Source organism: Actinomycetospora termitidis (assembly GCF_030286555.1).
Lineage (GTDB): Bacteria > Actinomycetota > Actinomycetes > Mycobacteriales > Pseudonocardiaceae > Actinomycetospora > Actinomycetospora termitidis.
Genome location: NZ_JASVWF010000001.1, coordinates 143456 through 159664 on the forward strand (window position 1 = coordinate 143456; position 16209 = coordinate 159664).

The 16209-nt window shown below is 74.9% G+C and carries 13 protein-coding genes; 2 read left to right on the forward strand and 11 right to left on the reverse strand.

From position 1 onward, the window contains the following. Positions 1-3: 3 nt before the first annotated feature. On the forward strand, positions 4-705 hold the full coding sequence (locus tag QRT03_RS00785; protein WP_286050522.1) for a DUF998 domain-containing protein: 702 nt from the start codon (positions 4-6) through the stop codon (positions 703-705). Positions 706-708: 3 nt separating this feature from the next. Here the strand turns inward: QRT03_RS00785 and topA are convergent, their stop codons facing one another. The 3 genes from topA to QRT03_RS00800 all read right to left on the reverse strand — a co-directional run bounded on the left by topA (position 709) and on the right by QRT03_RS00800 (position 7140). Continuing rightward, positions 709-3447: a type I DNA topoisomerase gene (gene topA / locus QRT03_RS00790; RefSeq protein ID WP_286052011.1), complete on the reverse strand. Its 2739-nt coding sequence runs from the start codon at positions 3445-3447 to the stop codon at positions 709-711. Between the two features lie 351 nt (positions 3448-3798). Continuing rightward, a complete protein-coding gene (locus tag QRT03_RS00795) occupies positions 3799-4641 on the reverse strand; it encodes a hypothetical protein (protein ID WP_286050523.1) in 843 nt (280 codons plus the stop codon). A 195-nt stretch (positions 4642-4836) separates the two neighbouring features. Then, on the reverse strand, positions 4837-7140 hold the full coding sequence (locus tag QRT03_RS00800) for a sodium-translocating pyrophosphatase (RefSeq protein ID WP_286050524.1): 2304 nt from the start codon (positions 7138-7140) through the stop codon (positions 4837-4839). 220 nt (positions 7141-7360) lie between these two features. Here QRT03_RS00800 and QRT03_RS00805 point away from each other — a divergent pair, with 220 nt between their 5' ends. Further along, entirely contained in the window at positions 7361-9766 is a 2406-nt protein-coding gene (locus QRT03_RS00805; RefSeq protein ID WP_425604762.1) for a DEAD/DEAH box helicase, read from the forward strand. 352 nt (positions 9767-10118) lie between these two features. Here the strand turns inward: QRT03_RS00805 and QRT03_RS00810 are convergent, their stop codons facing one another. The 8 genes from QRT03_RS00810 to ssd all read right to left on the reverse strand — a co-directional run bounded on the left by QRT03_RS00810 (position 10119) and on the right by ssd (position 16127). Then, entirely contained in the window at positions 10119-10766 is a 648-nt protein-coding gene (locus tag QRT03_RS00810) for a bifunctional DNA primase/polymerase (protein ID WP_286050525.1), read from the reverse strand. Positions 10767-11041: 275 nt separating this feature from the next. Next, on the reverse strand, positions 11042-11407 hold the full coding sequence (locus tag QRT03_RS00815; protein ID WP_286050526.1) for an Rv3654c family TadE-like protein: 366 nt from the start codon (positions 11405-11407) through the stop codon (positions 11042-11044). Next, positions 11404-11874: a TadE family type IV pilus minor pilin gene (locus QRT03_RS00820; RefSeq protein WP_286050527.1), complete on the reverse strand. Its 471-nt coding sequence runs from the start codon at positions 11872-11874 to the stop codon at positions 11404-11406. The genes QRT03_RS00815 and QRT03_RS00820 overlap by 4 nt, the downstream gene beginning before the upstream one ends. 17 nt (positions 11875-11891) lie before the next feature. Next, positions 11892-12098, reverse strand: a complete 207-nt coding sequence (locus tag QRT03_RS00825; RefSeq protein WP_286050528.1) for a DUF4244 domain-containing protein — start codon at positions 12096-12098, stop codon at positions 11892-11894. A gap of 42 nt (positions 12099-12140) precedes the next feature. Further along, positions 12141-12725 (reverse strand): type II secretion system F family protein, encoded by a 585-nt coding sequence (locus QRT03_RS00830; protein WP_345783224.1) that lies wholly within the window; start codon positions 12723-12725, stop codon positions 12141-12143. Next, on the reverse strand, positions 12722-13534 hold the full coding sequence (locus QRT03_RS00835) for a type II secretion system F family protein (RefSeq protein WP_286050529.1): 813 nt from the start codon (positions 13532-13534) through the stop codon (positions 12722-12724). The genes QRT03_RS00830 and QRT03_RS00835 overlap by 4 nt, the downstream gene beginning before the upstream one ends. Then, positions 13531-14820 carry a TadA family conjugal transfer-associated ATPase gene (locus tag QRT03_RS00840; protein ID WP_286050530.1) on the reverse strand — a complete coding sequence of 430 codons (1290 nt, stop codon included), beginning with the start codon at positions 14818-14820 and terminating at the stop codon, positions 13531-13533. The genes QRT03_RS00835 and QRT03_RS00840 overlap by 4 nt, the downstream gene beginning before the upstream one ends. 224 nt (positions 14821-15044) lie before the next feature. Continuing rightward, complete coding sequence (gene ssd, locus QRT03_RS00845; RefSeq protein WP_286050532.1) at positions 15045-16127, reverse strand: septum site-determining protein Ssd; 1083 nt, start codon at positions 16125-16127, stop codon at positions 15045-15047. Between the last annotated feature and the right edge of the window lie 82 nt (positions 16128-16209).

The window sequence follows — 16209 nt, forward strand, 5'->3', positions numbered from 1 at the left end:
ACGATGACCGAGACCCGCCCGACCGGACCGTCCGGGAGCCCGCTCGTCGGCCGCGGCGACGCCGACCTGCACGCCGCGGTCACCCGCTCCCTGCTCGGCTACGGCCTCGTCGCCGGGCCCCTGTACGTGGTGTCCGCCCTCGTCCAGGGACTCGTGCGCGACGGGTTCGACCTCACGCGCCACGACGTGTCCCTGCTCGCCAACGGCCCGGGCGGGTGGGTGCAGATCGCGACGTTCGTGGTGTGCGGGCTCATGACGGTCGCCGCGGGGGTCGGCATGAACCGGTCGCTGCGGGTGCTCGACGGCGGGCGTCGCACGTGGGGCGCGTGGCTCGTCGTGGGCTACGGGGTCGGCCTGGTGGGCGCCGGCGCGTTCGTCGCGGACCCGATCAACGGGTTCCCACCGGGCGCGCCCGAGGGCGGCGTCGAGGCACCGTCGATCGGCGGCCTCGGCCACATCGCCTTCGCCGGCCTCGGCTTCCTGTGCCTGATCGTCGCCTGCTTCGTCGTGCCCACGTCCCGGCCGTGGTTCGGACGGATCACCGGGATCGTGTTCCTGATCGGCTTCGCGGGCGTGACGACGGGCTCGTCGTCACCCGTCGTCGTGATCGGGTTCTGGATCGCGGTGATCCTGGCCTGGACCTGGATCGCTGTCACGAGCCTGGAGCTCTACCGGCGGACGCCGTTGCTGACGCCCGCCGGGTGAGACTCAGGTCGTCGGCGACTTCCGCGTGGTCGTCGCCTTCTTGGCGGGGGCCTTCTTGGCCGGCGCCTTCTTCGCGGTGGTCGAGCTCTTCGACGCCGTCGACTTCTTCGGCGCCGGCCCCTTGGCGCGCTTCTCGGCGAGGAGCTCGGCGGCCCGCTCGTCGGTGAGCGTCTCGACGCTGTCGCCCTTGCGCAGCGACGCGTTGTAGCCGGTGCCGTCGGTGACGTACGGGCCGAAGCGACCGTCCTTGACCACCATCGGCTCGCCCGAGACCGGGTCCTTGCCCAGCTCCTTCAGCGGCGGCTTCGCCGCGGCCCGGCCGCGCTGCTTGGGCTGCGCGAAGATCTTCTGCGCCTCCTCGAGCGTGACCGTGAAGAGCTTCTCCTCGCTGTCGAGCGACCGCGAGTCCTTGTCCTTCTTGATGTACGGCCCGTAGCGCCCGTTCTGCGCGGTGATCTCGACGCCGGTCTCCGGGTCCTTCCCGACGACGCGCGGGAGGCTGAGGAGCTTCAGGGCGTCGTCGAGGGTGATCTCGGAGAGCGTCATCGACTTGAACAGCGAGCCGGTCCGCGGCTTGGACTTGTCGCCCTCGGGCAGGGTCTCGGTGACGTACGGCCCGAAGCGCCCCTCCTTGGCGAGGATCTCGTGGCCCGACTCCGGGTCGGTGCCCAGCGAGCGCCCCTCCTGCGGGGTGGCGAAGAGCTGCTCGGCCAGCTCGAGGTCGAGCTCGTCGGGCGGGAGGTCCTCCGGGAGGTTCGCCCGCTGGTTCTTGTCCTCGCCGTCCTCGGTGATCGTCCGCTCGAGGTAGGGCCCGTACCGCCCGACCCGCACGACGATGTCGCGCCCCTGCTCGTCGACCACGATCGGCAGCGAGTTCACCTCGCGGGCGTCGATGCCCTCGAGGTTGTCCCCGACGAGCTTCTTCAGCCCGCCGAGCTTCGTCATCGCACCCTCGACGCCGCCGTCGGACGCGGTCTCGCCCCCGAAGTAGAAGTGCGACAGCCACGTCTGGCGCTGGGCGTTGCCCGAGGCGATCGAGTCGAGCTCGTCCTCGAGGGTCGCGGTGAAGTCGTAGTCGACGAGCCGGCCGAAGTGCTTCTCCATCAACCCGATGACGGCGAACGCGATCCAGCTGGGGACGAGGGCGCTGCCCTTCTTCCAGACGTACCCGCGCTCCTGGATGGTGTTGATGATCGACGCGTACGTCGACGGGCGGCCGATGCCGCGCTCCTCCAGGGTCTTGACGAGGCTCGCCTCGGTGTAGCGGGCGGGCGGGCTGGTGGCGTGGCCGGACGGCTCGAGTTCGTCGGCGCGCAGGCCCTGGTCCTTCTCGAGGCGCGGGAGCCGCGACTCCGCGTCGTCGGCCTGACCGCCCTCGAGCTCGTCGACGGTCTCGACGTAGGCCCGCAGGAAGCCGGGAAAGGTGATCGTGCGACCCGACGTCGTGAAGGTGCAGACCTCGCCGGTCGTGGCGGTCGCCTCGATGCGCACCGTCATCGTCGTGCCCCGGGCGTCCCGCATCTGGCTCGCGATGGTGCGCTGCCAGATCAGCTCGTAGAGCCGGAACTCGTCGCCGCCGAGCTCGCCCGCGACCTGACCCGGCGTCCGGAAGGAGTCCCCGGCGGGCCGGATGGCCTCGTGGGCCTCCTGGGCGTTCTTCACCTTGCGCGTGTACTGCCGCGGCTGCTCGGCGACGTTCTCGGCGCCGTAGAGGTCGCGGGCCTGGCTGCGCGCGGCGTTGATCGCGGTCTCCGACAGCGTCGTGGAGTCCGTACGCATGTAGGTGATGTAGCCGTTCTCGTACAGCCGCTGCGCGGTGCGCATCGTCCGCTCGGACGAGAACCGCAGCTTGCGGCCGCCCTCCTGCTGGAGCGTGGAGGTCATGAACGGCGCGTAGGGCTTGCGCGTGTAGGGCTTCTCCTCGACCTCGGCGACCGAGTAGTCGCTCGAGCCGAGGGCCTCGGCCAGCCGGCGGGCCGAGGCCTCGTCGAGACGGTGGACGTTGTCCGACTTCAGCTGCCCGCGGGCGTCGAAGTCGCGGCCGGTGGCGACGCGCTGATCGCCGATCTTCGTCAGCCCGGCCTTGAAGGTCTGCGGGTTGGCCTGGTCGCCCGCGCCCGTGTTGAGCTGCGCGTCGATGCCCCAGTAGCCGGCGGAGACGAACGCCATCCGCTCACGCTCGCGCTCGACGATCACGCGGGTGGCCACCGACTGCACGCGGCCCGCCGAGAGCTTCGGCATGACCTTCTTCCACAGCACGGGGCTGACCTCGTAGCCGTAGAGCCGGTCGAGGATGCGGCGGGTCTCCTGCGCGTCGACGAGGTCGTGGTCGAGCTCGCGCGGGTTGGCGGCGGCGGCCCGGATGGCCGACTCGGTGATCTCGTGGAACACCATGCGGCGGACCGGGACCTTGGGCTTGAGGGTCTCCAGCAGGTGCCACGCGATGGCCTCGCCCTCGCGGTCGCCGTCCGTCGCGAGGTAGAGCTCGTCGACCTCCTTGAGGGCGTCCTTGAGCTCGGTGACGGTCGACTTCTTGTCCGGCGTGACGACGTAGAGCGGCTCGAAGGAGTTGTCGACGTCGACCCCGAGCCGCGCCCAGCTCTCGCCCTTGTACTTGGCGGGGACGTCGGCGGCGCCGCGCGGCAGGTCCCGGATGTGGCCGCGACTGGACTCGACGATGTAGCTCGAGCCCAGGTAGTCCGCGATCTTGCGGGCCTTGGCCGGCGACTCGACGATCACCAGCCGACGGTTGCCGTCACCGGCCGGCGTCGCCGTGCCGTTGCCGTTCTTGCGCCCGCCGCCCTTGGCCGTGCTCTTGCGGGTGCTGGACGTGCGGGCGCGCTGGGCCGGTGCGGTGGCCTCGTCGGCCGTCGCCGCGTCCGCCGTCGCGGTCGCGCTCCGTGTCGACTTCGTGCCCGCCGAACCAGCCGCTGCCTCTCGCGCTGCCACCAGTCATGCCTCGTCTCGTCGCCTCGTGACGTCCCGTGCTCGGGCCGGTCACTCGCCGCCAGTGTGCCTCACGGCGCCCTCTCTACCATCGGGAACGTCACGCGCATCGCTGTCGTTCCCGCTCCACCCACCGATTTCCGCTGGTCACGACGCCGACCCGGAGGGTCGATCCGGCCACACCCCGTCGTGGAGGTGGCGCGGCCGGCCCCCGACCAGCTCTGCGAGCCGACGCTGCCGCGCCCGCCCCACGATCCGGACGACGGGCCCGTCGGAGTCCCCGGCGAGGGTGGCGCCGAGGCCCGCCCGCTGACACGCCGTGAGCAGGGGCTCGTGGGTGGTCGGAGCGAGCGGGTCGAGACCGAGAGTGTAGGCACGGCCGTTCCACCGCCCCGCGGCCAGGACCCAGAGCCGCAGGCGGGGCCCGTCCAGCGCCAGCGCGTCCGGGGCGTGCTTCGCGTCGGTGCACCACTGCTGCGCGAGCGGCAGCAGATCGGCCCGGAACGCGCTGCGGACGACCGGGCGCCCGTCCGGCGCCCGCTCCACCTCCGCGGGCACCCCTCGCCCCCGGAAGGCACAGCACAGCGCGTGCGCCCGCCATTCCGCCTCCGGGTCCGTGACGGCCGGTGGGGCGGGCTCGGGCTCCGCGGGCGGCGGCTCGGCCTCCGCGTCGGGCGGCGGGCCGTCGTCGCGGACCGGGAGGTCGTCGTCGGGGATCTCGTCGACGCCCTCCTCCCAGGTGCGCTGATCGGCGAGCACCGTCGGCGGTGCCGCGGGCTCGTCGGGAACCGGAGGTGCCGGCTCGACCGGCACCGGCTCGTCGTCGGGAAGGTCCTCGGGTTCGGGCGGCAGTGCCCCGAGGACGATCGTGAGGCGCGCCGCCGTGCCGCGGCCGAACAGCGACATCTCCCCGCCGGCGCAGAGCACGCCCTCGAGGTCGGTGATCGCGCGCGGCAGGGCGTCCGCCGAGTAGAACGACATCTGCCCCACGCGCGCGCACTCTAGAACACGCGTTCGAAGCAGCGTCGTCCACGCGCCGACGGGGGCTCGACGCGGCGAGTGCGACGTGACGCAGGTTCCGGGGCGCCAGGACCTGCCAGGTGTCGCACTCGCGCCCGCCGATGGGCGCCGGACAGCACGAGGGGCGCCGTCCGGACACCGGACGACGCCCCTCGCGAGGTGGAACTAGACCGAGGCCGGTTCCGGCGCGTCGGTGTTCGAGTCGGCGATCGACGTCGAACGACGCTTCGAGATGTACACCGCCACGGCGATACCGATCACCGCGACGACGGCCACGGTGATGCGGACGGCCGGGTTGGCGCCCGGGCCGATCGAGAGCGCGACCACGGCCGGCGCGATGAGCACCGACACCAGGTTCATGACCTTGATCAGCGGGTTGATCGACGGGCCGGCGGTGTCCTTGAACGGGTCACCGACGGTGTCGCCGATGATCGTCGCCTCGTGGGCGTCCGATCCCTTGCCGCCGTGGTTGCCGTCCTCGACCAGCTTCTTCGCGTTGTCCCAGGCACCGCCGGAGTTCGCGAGGAAGACGGCCATGAGCGTGCCCGCGGCGATCGCGCCGCCGAGGTATCCGGCGAGCGGACCGACGCCGAGGCCGAAGCCGACGGCGATCGGGGCGAGGATGGCGAGCAGACCCGGCGTCGCGAGCTCACGCAGCGCGTCGCGGGTGCACAGGTCCACCACGCGGCCGTACTCCGGCCGCTCGTCGAACGTCATGATCCCGGGCTTGGTGCGGAACTGGCGCCGCACCTCGTAGACCACGGCGCCGGCCGCGCGGGACACGGCGTTGACCGCGAGACCGGAGAACATGAACACGACGGCCGCACCGAGCACCACACCGACCAGCAGGTTCGGCGCGGTGACGTTGTAGATGTCGCTGACCTGCTGGCCGACCTCCTGGTAGGCCTGCCGGATCGCGTCGTTGTACGAGCCGAACAGCGCCGTGGCGGCGAGGACGGCGGTCGCGATCGCGATGCCCTTGGTGATGGCCTTGGTCGTGTTCCCCACCGCGTCGAGCTCGGTGAGGATGTCGGCGCCGGCGCCCTCGACGTCCCCGGACATCTCGGCGATGCCCTGCGCGTTGTCGGAGACCGGACCGAAGGTGTCCATGGCGACGATGACGCCGACCGTGGTCAGCAGGCCGGTCCCGGCCAGCGCGACCGCGAACAGCGCCACGATGACGGACCCGGACAGCAGGAACGCCCCGTAGACCGCGGCACCGATGACGATCGCGGTGTAGACGGCCGACTCGAAGCCGACCGAGATGCCCGCGAGGATGACGGTGGCCGCGCCGGTGAGCGACGAGGTGCCGACGTCCTTGACCGGCTGGTCCTCGGTGCCGGTGTAGTAACCGGTCAGCGCGAGGATGATGATCGCCAGCACGATGCCGATCGCGACCGCGACGGCCGCGATGACCGCCGGGTTGCCCGCGGCGGCGAGGTCGCCGACCGAGGCCTGGTTGACGCCGGGCAGCTCGGTGAAGCTCGACGGCAGGTAGACGAAGGCCGCGATCACCGTCAGGACCAGCGAGATCCCGGCGGAGATGTAGAAGCTGCGGTTGATCGCCTTGAGCGCGTTCTCGCCCTCGCGGGTCCGCGTGATGAAGACGCCGACGATGGCGGTGAGCACGCCGATCGCCGGGACGATCAGCGGGTAGGTCAGGCCGAGCGTGCCGAAGGCGACCGAGCCGAGGATCAGCGCGGCGACCAGGGTCACGGCGTAGGACTCGAAGAGGTCGGCGGCCATGCCGGCACAGTCACCGACGTTGTCGCCCACGTTGTCGGCGATCGTCGCGGCGTTGCGCGGGTCGTCCTCCGGGATGCCCTGCTCGACCTTGCCGACGAGGTCGGCGCCGACGTCCGCGGCCTTCGTGAAGATGCCGCCGCCGACACGCATGAACATGGCGAGCAGCGCGGCGCCGAGGCCGAAGCCCTCGAGGATGCGCGGGGCCTCCTCGACGAAGATCAGGACGACGACGGCCGCCCCGAGCAGACCGAGACCGACGGTCGCCATGCCGACGACGCCACCGGTGCGGAACGCGATGCGCGCCCCCTGGTCGCGGCCACCGGGCCGGGTGGACGCGGCCGCGACGCGGATGTTGGCCTTGGTCGCGAGGTTCATGCCCAGGCCACCGATGGCCATGGAGAACAGCGCACCGACCACGAACGCGATCGAGCGCGCGATGCGCTCGACCCAGCCGGTGGCCGGCAGCGCGAGCAGCACCAGGAACACGACGACGATGAACGGCGCCAGGGTGCGGAACTGGCGCTGGAGGAACGCCTGCGCGCCCTCCTGCACCGCCCGACCGATGTCCTGCATGTTCTGGGTGCCCTCGTCGGCGGCGAGGACCTGCTGACGGAGCACGACGCCGATGGCGAGAGCGATGAGCGCGATCACCGCCACCACGCTCACCACGACGTATTCGCTCGAGGAGAACTCGACTCCCTGAGCGAGGACGGACGCTTGCATCCAGCCTCCCGGTTGGAACGGAACGAACGACGACGGGAGGCCTCTGGCGGCGTCCGCGGCGCACAGTGAGCGCCACCACGCGATGTGCACACGAAGTGGCAGGTGTCGCAGTGTATGGGTGTCCTCCGACACCGGCTGCGGCCCGGTTCCCGATCAAGCTGTGACGTGCGCTTCTTTCCCGCGCTCCGGTGCTGTCGGACCCGTGTGCTCTGCTGGACGCGTGACCGGAGTGGGCGCCCTCGAACGGGCGTCGGGGATTCCCGACGACGACGGGCGCGGCACCACCCTGCTCCGGCGCGTCCTCGCGGGGACGCCGCAGGGCGAGGCCCCGCTGACGCACGCCGAGGTCGTCCCGGCGCGCGAGGGGCGGCGGGCGCCGTGGCCGGACTGGGTTCCCGACGATCTCCGTGCCCGGCTCGTGGCGCGCGGCATCCCGTCCCCGTGGGGTCACCAGGCCGAGGCGGCCGGGCACGCGTGGGCGGGGCGGCACGTGGTCGTGTCCACCGGCACCGCGTCCGGGAAGTCCCTGGCCTACCAGCTGCCGGTGGTCGCCGCGCTCGGCGCCGATCCACGGGCCACGGCGCTCTACCTCTCCCCGACGAAGGCCCTGGGCGCCGACCAGCTGCGGGCGGCCCGGGCGCTCGACCCGGGCGGGGCCGACGGGCTGCGGGCCTCCTCCTACGACGGCGACACCCCGATCGCGGAGCGGGACGCGATCCGCCGCTCCGCCCGCTGGATCTTCACCAACCCGGACATGCTGCACCGCGGCGTGCTGCCGCGGCACGGGCGGTGGACCACGTTCCTGCGCCGGCTGCGCTACGTGGTGATCGACGAGGCCCACGCCTACCGCGGCGTGTTCGGCTCGCACGTCGCGCTGCTGCTGCGGCGGCTCCGGCGGATCTGCGCCCGCTACGGCGCGCACCCGGTGTTCGTGCTGGCCTCGGCGACCATGTCCGACCCGGCGGCCTCGGCGTCCGCCCTGACCGGGCTCGACGTCGTGGGGGTCACCGACGACTGCTCGCCGCGCGGGGCGCGGGCGGTCGGCCTCTGGGAGCCGCCGCTGCTGGAGGAGGTCACCGGGGAGAACGGCGCCCCGGTGCGGCGCTCGGCCGGCGCGGAGACCTCCCGCATCCTCGCCGACCTGGTGGTCGAGGGGGCGCGCTCGTTGGCCTTCGTGCGCTCGCGCCGCGGAGCGGAGCTGACCGCGCTGGGCGCCCGGCGGGTGCTCGCGGACGTCGACCCCGACCTCGCCCGCCGCGTGATGGCCTACCGCGCCGGGTTCCTGCCCGAGGAGCGGCGGGCGCTGGAGGAGTCGCTGCTGTCCGGGGAGCTGCGCGGGGTGGCGACCACCAACGCCCTGGAGCTGGGCATCGACATCGCGGGGCTCGACGCCGTGGTGGTGGCCGGGTTCCCGGGGACGCGGGCCTCGTTCTGGCAGCAGGCGGGCCGGGCGGGGCGTTCGGGCGACGACGCGCTGGTGCTGCTGGTCGCGCGCGACGACCCGCTGGACACCTTCCTCGTCCACCACCCCTCGGCCCTGCTCGGCGCGCCCCTGGAGCGGTGCGTGCTGGACCCGACCAACCCCTACGTCCTCGCCCCGCACCTGGCGTGCGCGGCCAGCGAGATGCCGTTGACGGCGTCCGACGCGGCCGAGGTGTTCCCGGGCTCGGACGACGTGCTGCGCGACCTGGTGGCCGAGGGCCTCCTCCGGCACCGTCGCGGTGGGTGGTTCTGGGCGCTGCCGACGGAGACGCCGCACCACGGCGTGGACATCCGGGGGTCGGGCGGCGAGCAGGTCGTGATCGTCGAGACCGAGACCGGTCGCATGCTCGGCACCGTCGATCCCGGGGCGGCGCACTCCTCGGTGCACGAGGGCGCGGTGCACCTGCACCAGGGCGTGAGCTACGTCGTCGACTCGCTCGACCTCGAGGAGAACATCGCCCACGTCCACGCCGAGGAGCCGGAGTGGACGACGCAGTCCCGGTCGGTCACCGACATCGCGGTCGTGCACACCGAGTCCCGCGAGTCCCACGGCGCCCCGTGCGCGGACGGGCCGGAGCTCCAGGTGTGCCTCGGCACGGTGGAGGTGACCGAGCAGGTCGTGGGCTACCTGCGGCGGATGCCGTCCGGGCAGATCGTCGAGCAGGTGCCGCTGGACCTGCCCGAGCGCACGCTCGCCACCCGCGCGGTCTGGTACACGCTCTCCGAGGAGCTGCTCGCCGGGATCGGGATCGAGCCGGCCCGGGTCCCGGGGTCGCTGCACGCCGCCGAGCACGCGGCGATCGGGCTGATGCCGCTGGTGGCGACGTGCGACCGCTGGGACATCGGCGGGGTGTCGACCGCCCTGCACCCCGACACCGGCCGCCCGACCGTCTTCGTCCACGACGGGCACCCGGGTGGCGCCGGCTTCGCCGACCGGGGGCACGAGGCGCTGGCGGTGTGGCTGGAGGCGACGCGGGGCGCGATCGCGGGGTGCGAGTGCCCGTCGGGGTGCCCGTCCTGCGTGCAGTCGCCGAAGTGCGGCAACGGGAACGACCCGCTGGACAAGGCCGGCGCGGTGGCGGTGCTGACGGCGGCGCTCGCACGGCTGCCCGGTTCCGAGCGAACGCCACTCTCGCGCCCGTAGAAGCTGCGAACGGACAGTTCGTGCACATCGGGGGAGTGGGTTCCACCGCGGGCCGGGGTTCGGGGCTCCCGGCCCGCGGGGAGGTCTGCCACGCCGCAGGGCGGGGAGTCGGCTCGACCCGCCCTGCGGCGCTGTCTCGGGCGGCGGTGGGCGCACGGGGCGCGCTCCGGGTGTCCTCCTCGGCCGGGGTCGTGGTGGCCGTCGGAGGGTGGGCGCCGCATCCGGCGCCCACCGCCGCGGGTCTGCCGGACCACGCACGTCCCCTCGCGGGCAGCAGCGGGGCAGCGCGCTCCGCGGGACGTGGTCGGCGGTCCTGGCCGACCCGAGTCTTCAGTTGTGGTGGTGCTGGTCGCTACGAGCGGATGCCGGTGGCGACCGAGGCCAGGCGGTAGGTCGAGCTGCCGCCGAGCCCGCGGAGCGGTCGCTCGCGGACGGCCTCGGCCATCGCGTCCTGGACGCTGTAGGGGTCGGGCAGGCGCCAGCCGCACGCGGCCGGGCGGACCCGCCAGTGGATGGAGCCCTGCGGGAACGTCGACGGCGGGGCCGCGAAGTACGAGCCCCGGCCGTGCAGCGCGGTGCCCGGGCGACCCGCGAGGTCGGGGCGCAGCGGCTCGCCGGGCATGACGGGGAAGAGCCACTCACCGGTCGGCGTCGCCGCGATCGCCACCGGCTCCCCGACCGACCGCAGCGCCGCGGCCGCCCGTCGCCCGATGCTGGCCGGGACCTCGATGACGTCGAAGGTGATCCCGGTCGGCAGCAGGATCGAGTACGGCAGACCCGACCACCAGTCGGCGATCTGCGCGACGTCGGTCGTCGCCTTCGCCGCCCAGTCGTCGAGGACCGGCACCGGACCGGCCTGCGGCGCGTCGGCACGTCCCGTCCAGACCTCGCCCTGCGGGAACGTCCCCGGGACCACCGCCCAGCCGTGGTCCGCGAGCACCATCGCCTCGGCGCGGAGCTCGGTGCCGTAGACGGCGCGGTAGCTGTCCCACCACTGCATGCGGGTCCTCCCGGTACTGGTCCACCCCGTGCGGTGTTCCTCCCCTAGTAACGGCACGTTGCCGCCCGATTTCCACCCGTCGTCGCCCATCGGACGCGATGGAACGCCGAGCGCCCTGTCCGGCACCGTCGAGCGGGCGAACGCGCATTCGGTGCGCTTTCGCCGCACCACTCGTCCCGGGTGCACCATCCGTGTCGCCGCTCGGCGGGGGCCCGGAGCCGCTCGTCCGAGGAGGACACGGTCAGGTGACGATCGGTGACCGCGACTCCGGCGATTCAACCCATGACCTTCACCACAGGCCCTGCCCGAGCGCGGACGGTGGTGGTGTCGCCGACCGGCAGACATCCGCACTCCAGCGCCACGTCGACGGCCAGGTCCCAACCGTGCCAGGTGCACGCGACGAGCGTCCCGCCGTTGCGCCTCGCGTACTCGGCCGCCGTCGCGCAGCCCGCCTCACGGCCCCGGACGGCCTCCGCCGCGCCGGCCAGCGCGGCCAGGTCCGCCGCGACACCGGCCCGGTGCCGCGTGGCCACCGCCGAGCCCAGCACGAGCAGGGTGCCGAGCAGGAGCGCGAGCGCGCCGATCGCGGCGGCGGCCACCACGGTCGCGACCCCGCGGTCGTCGGCGAGCGGCCGCCTCACGGCGGGAGCTCCTCGGGCGTGCCGATCGGTCGGGACGGTGCTCCGGGCCGCCCGCCCGCGCCCGCACCGTCGGCGGACGGGAGGTCGTCGGGCTCGAGATCCTCGGGGGCACCGTCCTCGGCGGCACCGTCCGCCGCGGTACCGGTCGGTCCGGCGACCGCCGGCTCCCGAGCGGCCACCGCGTCCGCCGAGACCCGGAACCCGGGCAGGGCACCACCCAGCGGCGGGACCCGCACCCGGACCCGGACGACGTCGCCCTCCACCGCGACGTCGACCTCCGTCCCCTGCGGTAGCCCCTCGGCGAGGGCACGGGCACCGACGAGATCGTCCCGCGATGCTCGCCGGGCGGCCTCGCCGGCGGCGTCCACGCAGCGGATGCGCGCGAGCACCGCGCCGAGGCCCCCGAGGACGACCGCGAACACGAGGACCAGCGCGCCGAGGGCGATCGCGGCCTCGACCGTCGCCATGCCGTGGTCGTCGGCGATCAGCCGCCGGGCGCCAGCGCCCGATCGATCAGTCCGGTCAGCGCGTCGAGGACGCCGGGACTGTTGATGATCACGATCAGCAGCCCGGCAAAGGCGGCCGCCGCGACGAGGCCGACGGCGTACTCCACCGTCGACATGCCGTCGTCGGCGCGGGCCAGGGCCGTGAGGCGAGCGGTGAGCAGGGCGATCGTGGTCGTCGGGTCCATCGTGGTCTCCTTCCGTCCCGGGCCCCGGGTGGGCGCCGGTCGTCATGTCCGCTCCAGGAGCGGGCTCGCCAGCCCGATGACGACCGGGGCGATCCCCAGCGCCAGGAAGGCCGGCAGGAAGCACAGGCCGAGCGGGCCCGCCACCAGGACGCCCGCCCGCTCGGCCCGGGCGGCCACCGCCTCCGCCGCCTCGGCCCGGACGTCGGCCGCGACGGTCACCGCCACGTCCGCGACGGCCGCTCCACTCCGGGCCGAGCGACGTGCGGCCCGGGCGAGGCGGGCGGTCGAGGGCTCGTCGAGGGCGGGCGCCCACGCCTCCGCGGGGTCGGCGCCGAGGGCGACCAGGTCGGCCACGCGGACCAGGGCCTGCGCGGTCGGTACCGGCGCGGAGTCGGCGACGGCCCGCACCGCGACGTCGAGCGGGAGCCCCGCCCGCAGGCAGGCGGCGAGCTCGTCCCAGGCGCCGGCCTCCCGCCACGGGTCCCGCGGCGTCGGGCGGCGGCTCCGGGGCCGGGACGGCGCGGCCGGGCGGTCCAGTGCGCCGAGACGCCGGGCCGCGTCCACCGGGCCGGGCACCGCGAGCAGCGCCACGGCGAGGAGCGTGACCGCCGCCGCGAGGGTGATCACTGCACGACCCGCGCGGTGAGGTGAGCGCTCCACTCCAGGCCGGCCGCGACCAGCACCGACCCCACGACGAGCAGCCCCTGCCCGACCCCCGAGCCGGTGAGCACGGCCCAGGGTCGGGCGCCCATCAGCTGGCCGAGGAGCAGCCCGATGACGGGGAGGCCGGCGAGCACCGTCGCCGTCGTACGGGGCCCGGCGAGCTGCGCCGCGAGCCGCCCGTCGAACCGGCCCCGGGCCCGGAGGTCCTCCGCGACGGCCTCCGCCAGCCCGGCGAGGCCGATCCCGTGGCGCTCGGCCAGCGACCAGGCGTCGGCGAGGCGGCGCACGTGGTCCCCGGCGAGAGGGTCGGCGGCGGCGTGGTCGCGGAGGGCGGCCGGGACGTCGCCGCCGAGGCGGGCGGTGGCCTCCACGAGCGTGAGGGCACGGGTGCAGGCGGGATGGGCGTCGCGGGCCGCGGCCGCGGCGGCCGACGCGGGTGGGTGGCCGGCCCGCAGCTCGGCGGCGAAGCACGCCAGTCCCTCGGCGAGACCTCCGACCGCGTCCTTCCGCTCGACGTCGCGCCGACGGGCGCGGCGCGAGCGGAGCGTCACCGTGCCCACCACCGCGGCGGCGACCGCTCCACCGGGCCCGGCGACGAGCACGGCCAGGGCGAGCACCGCGAGGGCCACCAGGAACACCGGTGGGCGGCGGATCGACCCGGTGTCGGGTCCAACGGCGACCACGTCCAGCCCGCGCACCCGTCGTGGAGCCGGCGAGCCCGGCCAGAGGAGCAGTGCGGCCGCGCCCAGCAGGAGCACCGCCGTCCCGGTCACGCGGGCACCCCGCGCAGGCTCGCGACACCGCCGCGCAGCCGCGGCACCGCCGGCGTCGGGACGCCGTCGTGGGACGGTCCCGGTCCGGACCCCGCACCCCCGCCGTCCGTCGCGGTCCACGGTGACCCGACGCCCCGCTCCGCGAGCATGGCGCCGAGGTCGGCCCGCCCGAGGGCCCAGCCCTCCTCGCGGGTCCACGCCGGGACCACCACGACCTCGCCGTCCGCACGCCGCAGCACCCCGACGGCCTCCAGCACCCGCCGACCGTCGGTCAGCCGCCGCACGTGCAGCACCACCTGGACGGCCGCCGCCATCTGGCTGTGCAGCGCGGCCGGCGTCATCCCGCCGAGCGCGGCGAGGGCCTCGAGCCGGGCCGGGACCTCCCGGGGCGAGTTGGCGTGCACGGTGCCCGCACCACCGTCGTGCCCGGTGTTCAGCGCGGCCAGCAACTCGCAGACCTCGGCGCCGCGGACCTCACCGACCACCAGCCGGTCGGGGCGCATCCGCAGCGCCTGCCGCACCAGGTCGCGCAGCAGCACCGTGCCCGCGCCCTCGACGTTCGCGGGCCGGGACACCAGGCGCACCACGTGCGGGTGGGCCGGCCGCAGCTCCTCGGCGTCCTCGACCACGACGATGCGTTCCGCGGCGGGCACCCGGGCGAGCAGCGCCGACAGGACCGTCGTCTTCCCCGATCCCGTCCCGCCCACGACGAGGAACGCCAGCCGCGCCTCCACCACCGCCTCCAGCAGCGCCCGGCCGACCCCGTCGACCGTGCCGCCGGCCTGCAGCGCGTCGAGGTCGTGGCAGGCCGGGCGCAGCACCCGCAGCGACACGCACGTCCCGTCCGCCGCGACCGGCGGCAGCACCGCGTGCAGCCGCACCCCGCTGCCCGGCAGCCGCGCGTCGACGTACGGGCTCGCGTCGTCCAGCCGCCGGCCCGCCGCGGCCGCCAACCGCTGGGCCAGCCGCCGGACGGCGTCCTCGTCCGCGAAGCCCACCTCGGCCCGCTCCAGCCCCCGTCCGCGGTCGACCCACACCGCGTCCGGCGCCGTCACCAGCACGTCCGAGGTCGCCGGATCACGCAGCAACGGCTCCAACGGCCCCGCCCCGACGAACTCCCGCTGCAACGTGCGGACCGCCGCGAGCACGTCGGCATCGCCGACCACCCCGCGTGCCTCGGCCCGCACCGCCGCCGCCAGCTCCCCCACCCCGGCCTCGCCGCCCGCCGCCGCGATCCGCGTCCGGACCCGTCCCACCAGGTCCGCCCCGCCGTCGTCGCCCGCCATCCCCGCACCTCCCCGAGCCGGCCGTCACCACCATTGCCACCGCCACCGACGTGATCGACGCTGCCCGAGCACCCACCGGATCGGCGAGCACGCCGCCCCCGCCTGTGGACAACCCCGCGCGGAGTGCCGGTGGGGACAACTCACTGCTCCGAACGCCGTGAGCCGGCACGCACGACGACGACCCGGCTCCCCCAGGAGGGGACCGGGTCGTCGCACCTGCACCGTCACGCCGCCAGCGACGGCCCTCCCCGGCGTCCGTCCAACGCGTCCAGCACCGCACACGCCGCGTCGGCCAGCGGCCCGCGGCGGACACCGGGCACGGTCCCGTGGTCCATCGCCGCGGCCAGGCCCGGTTCCGCGTCCACCGACGCGAGCACCTCGAGCCCCAGCGCCGCCGCGACGTCCTCCCCACCCAGGCCACCGGGGGACGGCCCCCGGACCACCACGCCCACGGTCGCCCCCAACTCGGTGACCTGCTGCGCGACCCGCGAGGCCGCCGCCGTCGCGCGCACCTCCGCGGGGACCACGAGCACCGTCAGGTCGGCGACCTCCAGGACCGCTGTCGCCGTCGGGGTCAGGTGCCGGGGCAGGTCGCAGACCACGACGTCGCCCGCCCGGCGCCCCGCCTCGACCACGGCGACCGCGGCCTCCGGTGCGGGACCCGGTCCGTGCCGATCACAAGCCAGCACGGTCAACGGGCCGTCGGCGTGCGGCAGCGCGTCGTGCAGCGAGGAGGCCGCCACCCGCCCGCCGCCGAGCGCGAGCCCCGGCCAGCGCAGGCCGTCGATCTGCTCCGCGCCGACGACGAGGTCCAGCCCGCCGCCGAGGGGGTCGCAGTCGACCAGCAGCACGCGGGCCCCGTCGTCGCGGGCCCGGACCGCGATCGCCCCGGCCAGGACGGACGCGCCGGCGCCTCCTCGGCCGCCGAGGACGCACACGACCCGGCCGGGGCCGTCGTCGGGAAGATCCTCGACGTCGGCGAGCGCCGTGACCAGCCAGTCCTCCCCCTCGGGCAGCGAGACCACGTGCTCCGCGCCGACCGCCACCGCCGGTTCCCACACGCTTCCCGGCGGATCACCGAGACACAGCACCACCACCCCGTCGCGGCGCGCCGGCCGCACCGCGGACGCGACCGCGGCGGCGCCCCGCTCGTCCAGCAGCACCATCGCCGCACCCGGCCATCGTCGGCGCAGCGCCACCGCGTCGGGCACCCGTTCCAGCTCGCACCCGGCCGCGGCGGCGACGCGGACGACCTCGTCGGTCAGGTCCTCGTCGTCGCACAGCAGGATCACTCGTCGTCGCTCCACCCCCGCAGCGTGCGTCGGCCTTCCCGACGACGGGTGTGGCCGGCCGCCGCCTGGGGACGAGCCGCTCCACGGTGCCGGTGGG